Here is a 14,952-nt window from a genome sequence, read left to right as displayed (position 1 = left end):
TACTATGCAATCGCCACTTATTATTGCCATTTCTGGAGCTTCTGGCTCTGGGAAGTCTCTTTTTACAAAAAATTTGTTTAACGGCTTCAGTGCTCAGGGCCGCCCTGTTCAAGTGCTGCGCGAAGATCACTACTATCGCGCGCAAGATCATCTTCCCATGGAACAGCGTGAGAAGAATAACTACGATCACCCAAATGCCTTTGAACATGAGCTTTTGAAAGCACACTTACAAGCATTGCGCGATGGTCAGCCTATTGACTATCCACATTACTGCTATAAAACGCATACGCGTTTGCCTGAAACTGAGCGTCTAAATCCTGCGCCAGTCATTATTCTTGAAGGTATCATGCTACTTGCCCGTACTGATCTACTTCCTTTGTACGACGTGAAGATCTTCATTGATACTCCGCTTGATATTTGTTTGATGCGCAGAATGATGCGCGACCTAAAAGAACGCGGTCGTAGTATTGAATCTGTGGCAAAACAGTACGAAGAAACTGTTAAGCCTATGTATCATCAATTTATCGAACCTAGCCGCTTCACTGCCGACGTAGTAGTGACGCAAGGTGGCAAAAACCAAATTGCATTAGATGTGATCAAATCACACATTCAGCAAGCGCTTCTTTAAGGGAACATTACTATGGTGAGTTTACTGGGCATTGCAGTCCTTCTGGGTATTGCCTTCGCGTTATCATCGGCGAAACGCAATATAAATTGGCGCACCGTTGGTGGCGCATTTGCTATTCAAGCATCCGTTGGCGCGTTTGTCCTGTATTCTGAACCTGGTAAAGAAGTATTGTTGAGCGCGACGCGTTTTGTCGCCAACATCATTGCTTATAGCCAAGAAGGCATTAATTTCTTGTTCGGTCCTATTGGCGACAAGTCGATCGCGTTTATTTTTGCCTTTAACGTGCTTCCAGTTATCGTGTTTTTCTCGGCGCTTATTGCCGTTCTTTATCACCTCAAAGTAATGGGTTTGATCATCAAGGTTATCGGTGGCTTTTTACAGAAAGCGCTGGGAACTAGCCGACCTGAATCCATGTCTTCTGCTGCCAACATTTTTGTGGGCCAAACAGAAGCGCCTCTTGTGGTTCGCCCTTTTATTCCACACATGACGAGCTCTGAGCTATTTGCCATTATGGTGGGTGGTTTGGCGTCAATTGCTGGTTCAGTAATGGCGGGCTACGCTGGCATGGGGGTAGATCTTAAGTATTTGCTAGCAGCTAGCTTTATGGCTGCGCCAGGTGGCTTACTTATGGCAAAAATCATGTTGCCAGAAACCAGTAAGCCAAATGAAGATTTACACGACGTAGATGCGGAAGATACCGGCTACGCCAATGTATTTGATGCAGCCGCCAGTGGCGCTGCATCAGGCATGCAACTTGCGTTAAACGTAGGTGCAATGCTACTCGCTTTCATAGCACTTATTGCCATGTTTAACGGCCTTATTGGCTGGACAGCAGGATTATTTGGCTATGAAAACGTGACGTTTGAAGGGATCCTGGGTTATGTGCTTCAACCTCTTGCATGGGCAATCGGCGTACCATGGGAGGAAGCGCAACTTGCAGGCAGCTTTATTGGTCAGAAAATGGTAGTTAACGAATTTGTTGCCTACCTAAACTTCCTAGAGAACCAATCACAGCTATCTGAAGCATCTCAGGCCATTATCACCTTTGCACTTTGTGGTTTTGCAAACTTCTCTTCTATCGCTATTTTGATGGGTGGAATTGGTGCCATGGCACCAACACGCAGAAAAGAAATTGCGAGACTGGGGTTAAAAGCTGTTATTGCTGCAACGTTATCTAACTTAATGAGTGCCGCGCTAGCGGGCTTTTACCTCTCTCTTGGTTAAATTTCATTAATTTGGACCAGTTGGTCAAGATTTTACTAGACTAACTGGTCAGGTTTCTGTAAATTACGCGCAAATTCCTCGCGGGGTTGATTTATGTCAATTTCTGCGACTTTTTTCTGTAGCCCGTCTACCTTTATAATGCCGCAGTCAAAATATACGGGATAAAGTTATGCAATTAGTTGCTGTTGATTACCAAGCGGAGAACGCACAAGAAGAATTCGTGAAGTCACTTCGCGAGACAGGGTTCGGTGTTTTGAAAAATCACCCTATCCAGCAGTCATTAGTTCAAGGCATTTACGACAATTGGCAGGGCTTCTTCGACAGTGAAGAAAAGAATGATTACCTGTACAACAAAGGTAAACAAGACGGATTTTTCCCTCAGAGCGTATCTGAGGTAGCCAAAGGCTTTACGAAAAAAGACATTAAAGAGTATTACCACTTCTATCCGTGGGGTCAGTGTCCAGAAGCGCTACACCCGCAGATTTCCCAGTACTATGGGGAAGCAAACACACTAGCGAAAGAGCTATTGGGTTGGATAGAAAAACATTCTCCTTCAGAGGTGAGCGATAAGTACAGTCAACCGCTGGGTGACATGATCAAAGATTCTGATCAAACCTTGCTACGTATACTGCACTACCCACCACTAAAAGGTGATGAAGAAGTAGACGCAATTCGCGCAGCTGCTCACGAAGATATTAATTTGATTACTATCTTGCCTGCAGCCAACGAGCCTGGATTGCAAGTACAAGCTAAAGACGGTAGTTGGATTGAAGTTCCTTGTGATTTCGGGAACTTGATTGTGAATATTGGCGACATGCTTCAAGAAGCGTCTGGCGGATACTTCCCATCAACTACGCATAGGGTTGTAAACCCAGATGGTGCTGACATGACGAAATCTCGTATTTCATTGCCACTGTTCTTACACCCTAGACCAGATGTTGTTCTTTCAGAACGTCATACCGCAGGGTCATACCTGCAAGAGCGCCTTCGTGAGCTGGGCGTTATATAAATTAAGTTCCTTTTGTAGTGTTATTCTTTTGCCGCAGCTAGTCTGCGGCTTTTTTTTAGCTGCTTGCTAACGTTGCCAGTTTTGAAGAATAGCGTTGCTTTTCTTGCTCATTGGGCGAATACCTGACCGCTCGCTCTAGATAACGTTGAGCTTCACTTACATCACCTAACTCGTGATAGGCCTTTGCCATCCCAAATAGAATCTCATGGCGCGCGTTATCAAGTCTTAGTCCTCTTTCGTAATGAACTATTGCCAATGCAATATCACCTGCCTCAAGTGCCTGTTCTCCTAAAATGTAATGGTAATATGGATTATGCTTCCGCTTAGCTTCTACCATTTGTGTTATTTTTAAAGCCTCGTCATCTCTATCTTGATAAGTGTAAAGAATGGATAAATTTTCCCATGCGGTTAAGTTTTCTTCATTTAGCGATAGTGCGTGTTTGTATGTCATTTCAGCCTGCTCATATTCATCCACCATTCTATAAAGCACACCTAAATTCACCCAGCTCTGCTGAAGTTCGGGAGCGACTTTTGCTGCTGCACGAAAATAGCTATAGGCCCGAGTGTAGCTGTTCGCCACTAAGGCATCCGCTCCTTTGTTGTTGTAATACATTGCTATTACTTTGTTTTTGGAAACGGCATTTCTTGGGAAGTAATTTCGCAGCATTTGTGGATCAAAATCAACGTCTGCCCACGTTCCTCCCACAGCTGCAACAGGACTTTCATTTGGCAATGAGAGTCGAAGGTTAATGTGCCCATTCAGTAAGCTATACCCTTCTCGTCGTGTCCAGTATTCCGGAATTTCCACCTCGTAAAATGTTGCATTGAGTCCAACGTGTTCTGCCAAAGCGTACGTCATAATAGAAAGAGACAGACAGTTCGCGGCTCGGTTATTAAATGTTGTATTTGCCGTTGTATTTGCGCTGTTACGATAAAGCATCCCATGATCAGAATGATCGAAAATTGCTTTTACTAACCCTTTTACATTCTTTTGCAGGATACTTTTTTCGTAAACTGCCCTTTCGGCAAAAAACTGTGCGTCTTCGTCTAAGTAAAAAATTTCATCTGAAGACTCTACTGGAAATAACGTATAGGAAGGAAAGAGACTGTCATTTAACAAAGTGGGCGCAGCTTTTACATGCTGATTATCTGTGGATTGGCAAGCGGCAAGCACTATGCATAACAGCAAAGGAACAGCGAGTCGAGCATTCATAATAGGCACCTTTCTTATTTACTCGATAGATTAAGTATAGCAGCGCGCCATGAATTTACATTTTATTTACAACCCAGTTTAAAGCTCGTTCAACGCATAATTTTACTCGCTTCCTTAGGTGCTCATACATTGCGACTTGGCATTACACAAAGTTAATCATCAAATTTCCCTGAAGTGCCGTAACAATTCTCAATTCAGTAGCTTTCAGTGGCGTAGGTCAGTAGTTGGCGAAACGAAGGATGTTGAATTTCACTTAACGTAATGTAATAGGTAAAAGGAAAGAATATGAAAAAGTTAATTAGTGCGTTCTTCTTAGTTGTATTGAGTGCCTCAGCGCTTGCCGGCCATCATGCCAAGGATGGGCATAAAGATATTGTCGACACCGCTGCAAGCAACGACATGTTCTCTACACTTGTCACCGCAGTTAAGTCTGCCGACTTGGTTACTACACTAAAGGGAGATGGGCCATTCACTGTTTTCGCTCCCACCGATGAAGCTTTTGCTGCACTGCCGGCAGGCACCGTTGAAATGCTATTGAAACCTGAGAATAAACAAACCCTTGTTAAAATTCTCACTTATCACGTAGTAACGGGTAAAGTCACAGCAAAAGATGTAGCTGGGCTATCTGATGCCACTACCGTTGAAGGAAGCAAGGTAATGGTCTCAACTGATATGAATAAGGTTATGATAAACGACGCAAATGTGATTAAAGCCGACATCATGACGAGTAACGGTGTTATTCACGTGATCGATACTGTGTTGCTTCCAAACGATGTTAAAGCGGCGCTGTAATCCCTCTTGCAAAGAAAAGCGCTGAAAACGAAAGCACTAAAAATTAGTGCTTTCGTTCATCGATTTATGCATGTGCTTCGATCTCTTCAACAAGTCTCGGCGTAGAAACATTAAACGGTTAGTTGGTCACGGGCATGTTTAAACAGGCCTTCGTTGTCATCTAACCAGTCGTCTGAATCCATTCAAGGAATAAAGAAAGGAGTTCACGTGTTCACAGTCTACACATATAGTATTGCGGGCCTTTTGCTTATAAGCTTTACCGTTTTCGTGCAAAACATCGTTGCCGCTATCGCTCACAGAAAACAGTCTCGCTATATTCCAGGGAAAGTCAGCGAGGAATTGAGTCATGATAGTTTCGTATTCAGAAGCCACAGAACATTTCACAATTCGCTCGAAAATATTCATCAGTTTACGCTCCCAGCTCTTCTTTGCATTTTTCTTGGCGCATCAACCAGCATACTTGCAGCACTTGTTTGGATTTACGCGCTAAGTCGCATCATTCATATGGGACTGTATTACGCAATCGCTACAGAAAAAAATCCAAGCCCGAGAAGCTATTTTTATATGATAGGCACGCTGTGTACCTTCGGCGTATTTGGTCTTGCAGTGTTTAATTTGTTTTCCTAGAAACGATATAAAGTAAGAAGATAAGAGTGAAATTGAACCAAATGGTTAAATATTAAACTTTTGGTTAATCCACATTTTCTAAAATTAGGCGTACTCTTGAACCTGAACACTCACCTTTGTGTTTAGGAGTACTTGTGTATATTGAACAAGTTGGCGACCGAACTTTAGCAGATTGCAAAGTACTGATTGTCGACGACCAAGCCAGCAGCAGACTTGTTCTGGAAACTTTACTTGAAGACACAGTCGCCTGCGCCTCTGTGGGCTCAGGTAAAGAAGCAATTGAATATTGCAAGTACCATACGCCTGACCTAATCCTCATGGATGTTTCAATGCCCGAATTAGACGGGCATCAGACCACCGCATTGTTAAGAAAAAAGCCGTTGTGTGCTCACATTCCTATTATTTTCGTGACCTCTTCGTCAAGTGATGAAGAAGAGTCGAGATGTTGGGAATCAGGCTGCGTAGACTTTGTGGTGAAGCCGGTAAACGCTTGTACCCTACGCAACCGTGTAAAATCACACATCAATCATAAGCTTAGAAACGATTTGCTCGAAAAGCTTATCTATGTAGATAAGTTAACAGGTGCCTACAATCGCCACTATTTAGATGACTATTTACCCCGTTTAGTGAGAGATGGGTTACGTAATGTTACTCCTCTCTCCTTGGTTATTTTTGATGTTGATCACTTTAAACTGTTCAATGATATGTATGGTCATATAGATGGCGATAGCTGTTTGTGGAAGGTCAGTAAAACGATCAACGACGCCCTACTTCGACCCATGGACAAATTAGTGAGAATTGGCGGTGAAGAGTTTTTGGTTATTCTACCTAACACCGATGTAGACGGCGCGAAGGCTGTCACTGAGCGCTTATTGCGAACGGTTTATGACCTGAATATTCCTCATGCAGCATCTGAGTATGAACGCGTTACGCTAAGTGCTGGCTTAGCCGTCAAGCATGCTGATGACAATAAAACTATCGACTACGTCATGTTAGAAGCAGACAAAAATCTGTATGTGGCCAAAACCTCTGGGCGAAATCAACTAGTGGCGCCGACAGCAGTAAGCGCTGGCAAAATAAAAGCACCGAGTCATCCCACAAAACTTAAGGCCTAAGCGCTATAGCTAGAATTGCCTTGTCTTCGACGCTAGTGCAGTACTCCCAGCCTAAAACGGCCAACAGCATTCGTATGAGCCAAAGACTCGAGTGAATTCTCCAAAGTAATTCCCAATTCATTTAGCTGGGCGTAAAACAACTGCATTGTCGCTAGCGCGTCATCTAGTGCGTTGTGTTCAGGAAACGCGGGTAAGTCTAACCGTTGCCTACAAACCGTTAGCGTTGCACTATTACTCGGTAGCACCTGATGTTGTTTGTTTAACTGATAAAGTGCGAGCTGAAGTGTATCAATATAGAGTACTTCCATCTGCGGTAATCCACACCGTTTGAAGGCACTATCAAGCGCCATCAAATCTAATCGCGCATTGTGAAAAATTAGAACATGTGTCTTCAGTAGTGGTAGCAATGAATTGATGGCGTCTGCCAAGCCTTCGCCTTGTTGCAAAATATCTAAGGTCAATCCATGTATTACAGGGCTTTGTCCTAAGTCCGCTGACGTATTTATAACGTGATAGCCACTGGAGGAAAGCGCAATTTTTCCAGCTGAACCACTTACATAACCAATCGATGTAATTTGAGTTGTCACAGGGTCTAACGATGTGAGTTCTAAATCAACAGACGCCAAAGGGGTGTCGCCCAACGTTTTATCACGTAACGACTTTCTGAATTGACGATTCCCAAACAGTACCGATGCACAGGCTTCGATTATTCGCGTTATCATGGGGCTAACTTACGCCGCCAGAGAACTTCATAACCATTGCTTGATTGGTTCGCTCTATAGCCTTGAATGCGGCTTTTAGCTGATGCTTTTCTATCGATGATAAACTTGAAACCGACACACGATTGTCCGTTACTTTATTTTCCAACTGATGACGCCAACGCAAACGATTTAAGAACAGCCAAATATCACGTAGGTTAGTCGCATCTCTTTTTGAGAGCTGTGAATTTTCCGATAGCGCGTCTAACCGGGCAAGTGTATTAGGCAACGTCACGCCATCAGCTAGCGCGTATATACGGGCGATATTGTTGATTAAGGCCACGGCTCGGGTTTTAAGGTCGATCACGTCCCTCTCTTTACGGCCTTTTTCATAAATGAACTTTTGAAACATGGAAAGCGGAACCGATATTTCGTTACTATTTCTCGTAAGCGCTGCTAAGAACATATTTTGCTTCATCAAGGGGGCCCTTTGACGCTGCAACTGCTTAAATAAACTTATATCCCCGGCTGCGCAGCGAACATCAAGAAAAATATTAAAGTGCATAATCGCATCTTTAGTTGGTGCTTTTACCCATCGCTTAGCTTCTTCAATGGCTTCTTCAAGCGAGAGTCTAAGCTTAGGATTACTCGCCATAATATTACCATCGCACAGTTTAATGCCGCATTTGGCCAAACCGTTACACACATAATCAGCCATTTTTGCGAAATATTCAGCTTGCGTTTTGCTTGGCCGCTCAGCAAGAAGCAGTCCATTGTCTTGATCCGAACCCATCGTCTGATCCTCTCTTGCCTGTGATCCATAAACAAGCCACGCAAACATCATGGGGGCTTTCCCGTTAGCCTGTTGGAAAAAGCCAATAAGCTTTCTTGTCATGATATCGGTAGCTTGAGATAAAATTTTGCCAGCAATGTCATAGTCTCCTGCTTTTTTCGCATGAGCAGAGAAATAATGCGGCAATTGCCAGGATAGCCGTGTTAACTCGTAAAGGTTCTCCGCTTTGCTTAGCTCGCCAATAATAAAAAGAACGTTACCACGCTGATGACGAATAATATCGCTGGCTGTCACCATACCCAATGGCACAAGCGTTTGCTGGTCGATAACGGGTAGGTGATGGATGTTCCTTTCGGTCATAAGCGCCAAGGCATCAAATAGCGTTCTATTTTCCGTTATCTGAGCAGGATTAGTCGTCATTATCTGGCTGACTGGAAGATGAGTATCGAGAGAGGCGGCAACCACTCTTGAACGTAAGTCTCGGTCGGTGATAATGCCAATAAGCTTATCTTCTCGTGTAACCAGTAATGACGATACCTTTTGATTCGTCATGATCTGCGCCGCCATTGTTATTGACGTTTCTACGTCCACCGACACGGGAGACTTATTAATAACGTCCTCAAGCCCTTTATAAAGCCACATGGAATTACTATCGGAAATAGCATGGTTTTGAAGGGCATTATTGCGCAGCCCATCAAAAAAATTTCGAATTGCTGGCAGTTCAAATAACGGGGTAACAGCAGATGCTTCAAAACAGTAAACCAGACCTGGACTGTCTACACTGATGCTTAATGAAAAATTACGTTTTTCCATTATATTGGTGTAGCCGAAGTAGTCGCCCTCACTTAAATGGCGTAAAGGGGCATCAGAATCTTGGACGGAAAACTGTCCATTTTGAATAAGAAAAAGTGACGATTTACCCTTTTGAAGGTCGCCCACATTATCCGCTGTCAGGTAAATCAATTCAGTATGTTTTACTAGCTCAAGCTTTTGCTCTTTATCCAGCATGTCAAAAGGTGCTGATGTGTTGAGAAAGTCTTCAACTTGTTTGGCCATCGCAGTCATAGGAAATGTCCAGTTTACAAAAAGAAAAAACCAACCTACTCACTTTCGCCAGTAGATTGGTTTTATTTTGCTAAAGCCTATCTTAAGGCAACATTAGTTTAGTGCGCTGATGCTTCACCCGCTCCTTTAGGATAACGAATGCTTTCAACCAGTTCTTGGATTTCTTCTGGCGCTTCATCTGTTGCTTTGAACACAAGGAAAGCCACAATAAAGTTCACTATCATACCTAAGGTGCCAATACCTTCAGGAGAAATACCAAACCACCAGTTGTCAGGCGTATTGGCCGCTGGGTTTACGAATTTGAAGTAAATAATGTAAGCCGCAGTGAAGGCAATGCCTGAAATCATACCAGCAATAGCACCTTTATCGTTCATGCGCTTGCTAAAGATACCCATAATAATTGCCGGGAAGAAACTCGACGCCGCTAAGCCGAAGGCAAATGCCACCACCTGTGCAACAAAGCCTGGCGGATTGATACCGAAGTAACCTGCTATAACAATGGCCACCCCAGCAGCAAGTCGCGCATACATGAGCTCGGCTTTATCGGTTATGTTTGGCATAAAGTTTCGTTTCAGTAAATCATGGGAAACAGAGGTTGAAATAACCAGCAGCAAGCCTGCGGACGTTGACAGTGCTGCTGCCACACCACCCGCTGCAACGAGTGCAATAACCCACGCAGGTAAGTTCGCAATTTCAGGATTAGCCAATACCATGATATCGCGGTCAACTTTCATTTCGTTGCGCTCGTCACCCGAATAGAACATCTTGCCATCACCGTTCTTATCTTCATATGAGATAAGGCCAGTTTGTTCCCAGTTTTTAATCCACGACGGCGCTTCTTCATAGCTGGTTCCCGTCATTTCAGGTCCATTAATGGTTTCGATCATATTCACACGGGCAAACGCTGCTAGTGACGGTGCTGTGGTATATAAAATTGCGATAAACGCTAGTGCATAGCCTGCAGATTTACGCGCATCGTGAACCTTAGGCACAGTGAAGAAGCGAACGATTACGTGTGGAAGACCCGCTGTACCTACCATTAACGCAAAGGTGATAAAGAATACATCAATGGTACTTTTTGTTCCTGAGGTGTATTCGTTAAAGCCTAACTCGACAGACAAATTATCGAGTTTCTGCAGCATATGCACCCCCGAACCGTCTGCTAAGGTCGCACCAAAGCCGGTTTGCGGCAGGATATGTCCTGTTACCATCATAGAGATAAATACCGCCGGTACAATGTAGGCGAAAATCATTACACAATACTGTGCAACTTGCGTGTAAGTAATGCCTTTCATACCGCCAAGTACGGTGTAGAAGAACACGATAACCATACCGATAACCACGCCAGACACAATATCAACCTCTAAGAAGCGGCTGAATACCACACCTACGCCACGCATTTGACCTGCAACGTATGTAAAGCAAACGAAGATTGCACAAAATACAGCAACCGTACGCGCGGTTTGTGAGTAGTAACGATCCCCAATGAAGTCAGGTACCGTGAATTTGCCAAATTTACGTAAATAGGGAGCTAAACAAAGCGCAAGTAGAACATAACCACCTGTCCACCCCATTAGATATACTGCACCGTCATACCCCATAAATGAGATAAGACCCGCCATTGAAATGAACGAGGCTGCCGACATCCAATCTGCTGCCGTTGCCATCCCATTCATAACGGGAGGTACGCCGCCACCTGCAACGTAAAAATCGTTAGTTGAGCCTGCGCGAGCCCAAATAGCGATGGCGATATAAAGCGCAAACGATGCGCCAACGATAATAAACGTTAAAGTTTGAACGTCCATGATTTACTCCTCATCTACGCCGTAGCGTTTGTCCATGGCGTTCATCTTCGCCATGTAGACAAAGATCAATGCAACAAATACGTAAATTGCGCCCTGCTGCGCAAACCAGAAGCCTAATTTAAAGCCAAAGAATTGGATTTCATTTAAGATATCGACAAAAATAATGCCGGCACCGAATGATACGATAAACCAAACGACTAAAAGCTTGGCGAGAAGAGCGAGATTCTCCCTCCAATACGCTTTTTTGTCCTCTTCGTTTCTAAATGCCATTGTTTCACCCTCATGTCAGGTTAATTGATTGTTATGATTTTACATATTCCTAACGCCCGGCTTTGTTAACGTTATTGCTGCGTGTTACGTGGTTGAGGAAAGACAATCACAAGCAGCAAAGTCAAGCATTTAGGAGCTCGCGTATTACTCTAGACCTGCCTTGAAAAATTCAAAATGAGACCATGGTCGTAGGTAGACCATGGTCGAAATGATTATAATAGCGACAGCATTGTTAAAACTAAGTTAAAAGGAACGTTATGGTTTTTGGTTGGGTAACACTTGCAGTACTGTACCTCTTCTTGCTGTTTTCACTGGCGAGTTGGGGTGAAAAGAACTCGCCCACCGCTAGAGCACTAACGTCACATCCCGCTATATATTCGCTGGCCCTCGCTATTTATTGTACCGCATGGACTTTTTTCGGCATGGTAGGCCAAGCAAGTAGAGACACCTGGATTTACCTGCCAATCATGCTTGGGCCTATTCTCGTTTACGTCTTGGGTTATAAGTTTATTTACAAGTTAACCCTCGTCAGCAAGAAGCAACACATCACTACCATTTCCGACTTCATCGCGTCGCGCTATGGCAAGCGCCAAACCGTAGCTTTGGTAGTTACGCTTATCGCGCTCCTTGCCACTATTCCTTATATCGCGCTTCAATTAAAAGCAGTGGGCGCTACTTTCCAACTTCTTACTCAGCAGCCTAACAGCAACGGCATTATTATTGCCGCCACTGGCTTCATCGCGGCATTCGCAATATATTTCGGTACCCGGCAAACGGACGTCACCGAATACCGACGGGGCTTGATGCTGGCTATCGCCTTCGAGTCGACCATTAAATTGCTGGCGTTAGTGCTGGTTGCCATTGTTGGTTATAGTGCGTGGAAGCGCACCCAGTCTGGTCCATTCTTCGAAAGTTTCACCAATGAAATAGCCTTGGCGCAGTTTGGTTCGTTTACTTTCATCGCTCAAACTATCATGGCGGCAGCGGCCATTGTTTGTTTGCCTAGGCAGTTTCACGTTGCCATTATTGATAACCTAAGCCTAGGTCATCTGCGCACGGCAAGGTGGTTATTCCCTCTCTACCTGACCATTATTTCAGCGGTAATTCCTATTATCGCCATTGCAGGCAAAGCCATTTTTGCTGGCGCTAATATCGAGCCCGACTCTTACGTACTGTCGCTAGCTGTATTTTCAGAGTCAGTTCTTCTTCAAGTGATTGTTTTTGTAGGCGGGCTCTCTGCCGCAACAGCTATGATCATTGTGGCAACACTCACACTGAGTACTATGCTCACCAACGATGTGATTCTGCCGCGCATTCTCGCGTTTACAGGTAATACCGATGACAAACAGGATGTGTCGAGCAAAATCAGGCTTATTCGCCGTATCGTCATCGCGTTTATCTTGCTTATGGCGTTTTTGTACCACCAGCAAATGACCAGCAGCCGCTCGCTTCATTCAATTGGGCTTATTGCGTTCTCGTTAGTTATCCAGCTTATGCCAGCCATTGTTGGCGGACTTTACTGGAAGCGCGCGCATGCGCACGGGGTTTACGCAGGGCTAATGGTGGGATTAGTGATTTGGGTATTGTGGCTTGTGCTTCCCATTGTGAGCGAGCAAGTTTCACAAATGGAACAAAACGAACTCATTAGCCAAGGCGCTATGATTAGCTTAGCGGCAAACAGCTTTGTTTACATACTCTTTTCACACTTTGCACCGCAGCGTCTTATCGACAGAATGCAAGCTGAAGCCTTTGTGTCTCCTGCCATTTCCACTAACAATACCGTTAAAGCGCAGGCAACTAACGTGACCGTCTCCGATCTTATAACGCTATTGTCGACCTTTATGGGATCCGGTCGTTGTGAACAATTGTTGGAACAATATCAACAACTCAATAATTGCCAATTAAAGCACGACGATACGCCGAATGAGTCGTTTTTATCATTTTGCGAACGCGCCTTGGGTGGCGTTATTGGCGCATCGAGTGCCAAAGTACTGCTAGACAGCGCATTGCGTGGTAAGAAGATGGACTTTACCGAGGTTATCAACTTCTTCGATGACACAACGCAAGCCATGCAATTTAATATGACTGCACTACTCACGTCACTTGAAAACATGGACCAAGGCATTAGCGTAGTCGACAAACACTTAAATTTGGTAGCGTGGAATAAACGCTATGCCAACCTCTACCCTTACCCTGATAACTTGTTGGCAGTAGGTACGCCTATAGAAAAGCTTATTCGGTATAACGCTTCACAAGGTGAGTTCGGCACAGATAACGTAGACGGTGAAGTAGAAAAAAGGCTGGCTCATTTGCGCTCTGGTATGCCCCATCGCTTCACACGACAACGAATGGATGGACGGGTTATTGAGATGGTAGGTAATCCTTTACCTGGCGGAGGCTTCGTAACAAGCTTCAACGACATCACCGGACACGTGGAAATACAGCAAGCGCTTGAAGAATCAAACATTGATCTTGAGGCTCGTATTAAGAAGCGTACTGAAGAAGTACACTCCATAAACGCCGAGCTTCGACTTGAAATAGAACGGCGCTCTGATGCCGAGAAAGAACTGATAAGGGCACGAAAGGCTGCAGAAGATGCCAATGCCAGTAAAACCCGCTTCTTAGCGCTCGCAAGCCATGATGTTTTGCAGCCGCTAAATGCGGCCAAGCTCTACGTGAGCGCCCTTGAAGAACAAGAACTGACTGAGTCAGCGCTAGCCATTATTCAAAAGCTTAGCCATAGCGTGACGTCTAGCGAAACACTCATTGGCACTTTGCTGGATATTGCACGCTTAGATCAAGGTGAAATGAAACCCGATATTGAGCCTATTGATGTAAGGACCCTGCTGTCACCACTTGTGGACGAAATGGCAATGCGCGCGCGGGAAAAAGGACTTGGTTTTAAAGCGATTATACGCCCGTGCTGGGTAAAAGCTGACAAAACGTACTTATATCGAATAACGCAAAACTTGCTTTCAAATGCGGTGAAATACACGGAAAATGGCCGCGTCTTGTTCATTATCAAGCCTGTCAAAGACACCGTTTATTTCAAAGTTATCGACACGGGCATTGGCATATCTACCGATAAAAAAGACAGCATTTTTGGTGACTTTTTCCGCGCAAACGAAAGTAAGGAACACGGTATTGGTCTTGGCTTGGGGGTTGTTCGACGTTTAAGTCTGCAGTTGAACAGCGATATTAGTGTTACCTCGAAAATAGGCAAAGGCAGCTGCTTTGCGTTTAGCTTGGATAAAGCTGAGCCAAAACAGGTATCCAACGTTACAGCAAAGCCCCGCAGTACAACATTTACAGGCATGGACGTACTTTGCGTGGACGATCAAAGAGAGAACTTAGATGCCATGCAGACCCTATTACAGAAATGGGGAATCAATGTGGTGCTTGCGAACAATTGGGATGACGCGTTGAAAGTCTGTGAGACTATTCAGCCTCAAATCTTACTCATGGATTATCAGCTCAGTCATGACAGCGAGAAAAATGGGCTAGCTTTGATTGAAGAGATAAGACATCGACTTAATATTGTGGTGCCAGCAGCGCTTATAACGGCGACACCAGATGAAAGCTTAGTTACACAGTGTAAAGCCCAAGGCGTAAACTTCTTAGCTAAACCGCTAAAACCAGCGAAACTGCGCGCACTACTTCAAAGTATGACGCGCTACATCAGGGAGGCGAAAAACGTGTAGCTAGTAGCTCGC

At 44.5% G+C, this 14,952-nt stretch carries 12 protein-coding genes; 7 read left to right on the top strand and 5 right to left on the bottom strand.

The annotated features are described in order from the left end of the window. Positions 1–4: 4 nt before the first annotated feature. The 3 genes from udk to MHM87_RS16035 all read left to right on the top strand — a co-directional run bounded on the left by udk (position 5) and on the right by MHM87_RS16035 (position 2,861). Positions 5–628, top strand: a complete 624-nt coding sequence (gene udk, locus MHM87_RS16045) for a uridine kinase (RefSeq protein WP_014950808.1) — start codon at positions 5–7, stop codon at positions 626–628. A gap of 12 nt (positions 629–640) precedes the next feature. Beyond that, positions 641–1,852, top strand: coding sequence for a NupC/NupG family nucleoside CNT transporter (locus MHM87_RS16040; RefSeq protein WP_014950809.1), 1,212 nt, complete (start codon positions 641–643; stop codon positions 1,850–1,852). A gap of 169 nt (positions 1,853–2,021) precedes the next feature. Then, complete coding sequence (locus MHM87_RS16035) at positions 2,022–2,861, top strand: 2OG-Fe(II) oxygenase family protein (RefSeq protein WP_014950810.1); 840 nt, start codon at positions 2,022–2,024, stop codon at positions 2,859–2,861. 55 nt (positions 2,862–2,916) lie between these two features. Here the strand turns inward: MHM87_RS16035 and MHM87_RS16030 are convergent, their stop codons facing one another. After that, positions 2,917–4,074 carry a tetratricopeptide repeat protein gene (locus MHM87_RS16030; protein WP_061095918.1) on the bottom strand — a complete coding sequence of 386 codons (1,158 nt, stop codon included), beginning with the start codon at positions 4,072–4,074 and terminating at the stop codon, positions 2,917–2,919. A 285-nt stretch (positions 4,075–4,359) separates the two neighbouring features. Here MHM87_RS16030 and MHM87_RS16025 point away from each other — a divergent pair, with 285 nt between their 5' ends. The 3 genes from MHM87_RS16025 (at position 4,360) to MHM87_RS16015 (ending at position 6,608) form a co-directional block, all read left to right on the top strand. Then, entirely contained in the window at positions 4,360–4,866 is a 507-nt protein-coding gene (locus tag MHM87_RS16025; RefSeq protein WP_061095919.1) for a fasciclin domain-containing protein, read from the top strand. Positions 4,867–5,073: 207 nt separating this feature from the next. Continuing rightward, a complete protein-coding gene (locus tag MHM87_RS16020) occupies positions 5,074–5,493 on the top strand; it encodes an MAPEG family protein (RefSeq protein ID WP_014950813.1) in 420 nt (139 codons plus the stop codon). 134 nt (positions 5,494–5,627) lie between these two features. Beyond that, positions 5,628–6,608: a diguanylate cyclase gene (locus tag MHM87_RS16015; protein WP_239260156.1), complete on the top strand. Its 981-nt coding sequence runs from the start codon at positions 5,628–5,630 to the stop codon at positions 6,606–6,608. A 32-nt stretch (positions 6,609–6,640) separates the two neighbouring features. Here the strand turns inward: MHM87_RS16015 and MHM87_RS16010 are convergent, their stop codons facing one another. From MHM87_RS16010 to MHM87_RS15995, 4 genes are all read right to left on the bottom strand, one after another. Next, the gene (locus MHM87_RS16010; RefSeq protein WP_039231290.1) at positions 6,641–7,330 is read right to left on the bottom strand and encodes a 3'-5' exonuclease; all 690 of its coding nucleotides are present in this window, start codon (positions 7,328–7,330) and stop codon (positions 6,641–6,643) included. Positions 7,331–7,334: 4 nt separating this feature from the next. Then, positions 7,335–9,164 carry a putative nucleotidyltransferase substrate binding domain-containing protein gene (locus MHM87_RS16005; protein WP_239260154.1) on the bottom strand — a complete coding sequence of 610 codons (1,830 nt, stop codon included), beginning with the start codon at positions 9,162–9,164 and terminating at the stop codon, positions 7,335–7,337. A gap of 98 nt (positions 9,165–9,262) precedes the next feature. Next, the gene (locus MHM87_RS16000; protein WP_239260152.1) at positions 9,263–10,969 is read right to left on the bottom strand and encodes a sodium:solute symporter family protein; all 1,707 of its coding nucleotides are present in this window, start codon (positions 10,967–10,969) and stop codon (positions 9,263–9,265) included. Between the two features lie 3 nt (positions 10,970–10,972). Continuing rightward, positions 10,973–11,239: a DUF4212 domain-containing protein gene (locus tag MHM87_RS15995; RefSeq protein ID WP_014950817.1), complete on the bottom strand. Its 267-nt coding sequence runs from the start codon at positions 11,237–11,239 to the stop codon at positions 10,973–10,975. Positions 11,240–11,496: 257 nt separating this feature from the next. On the opposite strand from MHM87_RS15995, the gene MHM87_RS15990 reads away from it, so the two are divergent. Further along, entirely contained in the window at positions 11,497–14,940 is a 3,444-nt protein-coding gene (locus tag MHM87_RS15990; protein ID WP_039228591.1) for a PAS-domain containing protein, read from the top strand. Positions 14,941–14,952 lie beyond the last annotated feature (12 nt).

The sequence above is a fragment of the Alteromonas sp. Cnat3-28 genome, from assembly GCF_022348265.1.
Classification (GTDB): Bacteria; Pseudomonadota; Gammaproteobacteria; order Enterobacterales; family Alteromonadaceae; genus Alteromonas; species Alteromonas macleodii.
This window is presented reverse-complemented; position numbering and strand designations above follow the sequence as displayed.

Coding starts and splice junctions, on each gene's coding strand:
- udk (WP_014950808.1), top strand. CDS start 5: ATGCAATCGCCACTTATTATTGCCATTTCTGGAGCTTCTGGCTCTGGG.
- MHM87_RS16040 (WP_014950809.1), top strand. CDS start 641: ATGGTGAGTTTACTGGGCATTGCAGTCCTTCTGGGTATTGCCTTCGCG.
- MHM87_RS16035 (WP_014950810.1), top strand. CDS start 2,022: ATGCAATTAGTTGCTGTTGATTACCAAGCGGAGAACGCACAAGAAGAA.
- MHM87_RS16030 (WP_061095918.1), bottom strand. CDS start 4,074: ATGAATGCTCGACTCGCTGTTCCTTTGCTGTTATGCATAGTGCTTGCC.
- MHM87_RS16025 (WP_061095919.1), top strand. CDS start 4,360: ATGAAAAAGTTAATTAGTGCGTTCTTCTTAGTTGTATTGAGTGCCTCA.
- MHM87_RS16010 (WP_039231290.1), bottom strand. CDS start 7,330: ATGATAACGCGAATAATCGAAGCCTGTGCATCGGTACTGTTTGGGAAT.
- MHM87_RS16005 (WP_239260154.1), bottom strand. CDS start 9,164: ATGACTGCGATGGCCAAACAAGTTGAAGACTTTCTCAACACATCAGCA.
- MHM87_RS16000 (WP_239260152.1), bottom strand. CDS start 10,969: ATGGACGTTCAAACTTTAACGTTTATTATCGTTGGCGCATCGTTTGCG.
- MHM87_RS15995 (WP_014950817.1), bottom strand. CDS start 11,239: ATGGCATTTAGAAACGAAGAGGACAAAAAAGCGTATTGGAGGGAGAAT.
- MHM87_RS15990 (WP_039228591.1), top strand. CDS start 11,497: ATGGTTTTTGGTTGGGTAACACTTGCAGTACTGTACCTCTTCTTGCTG.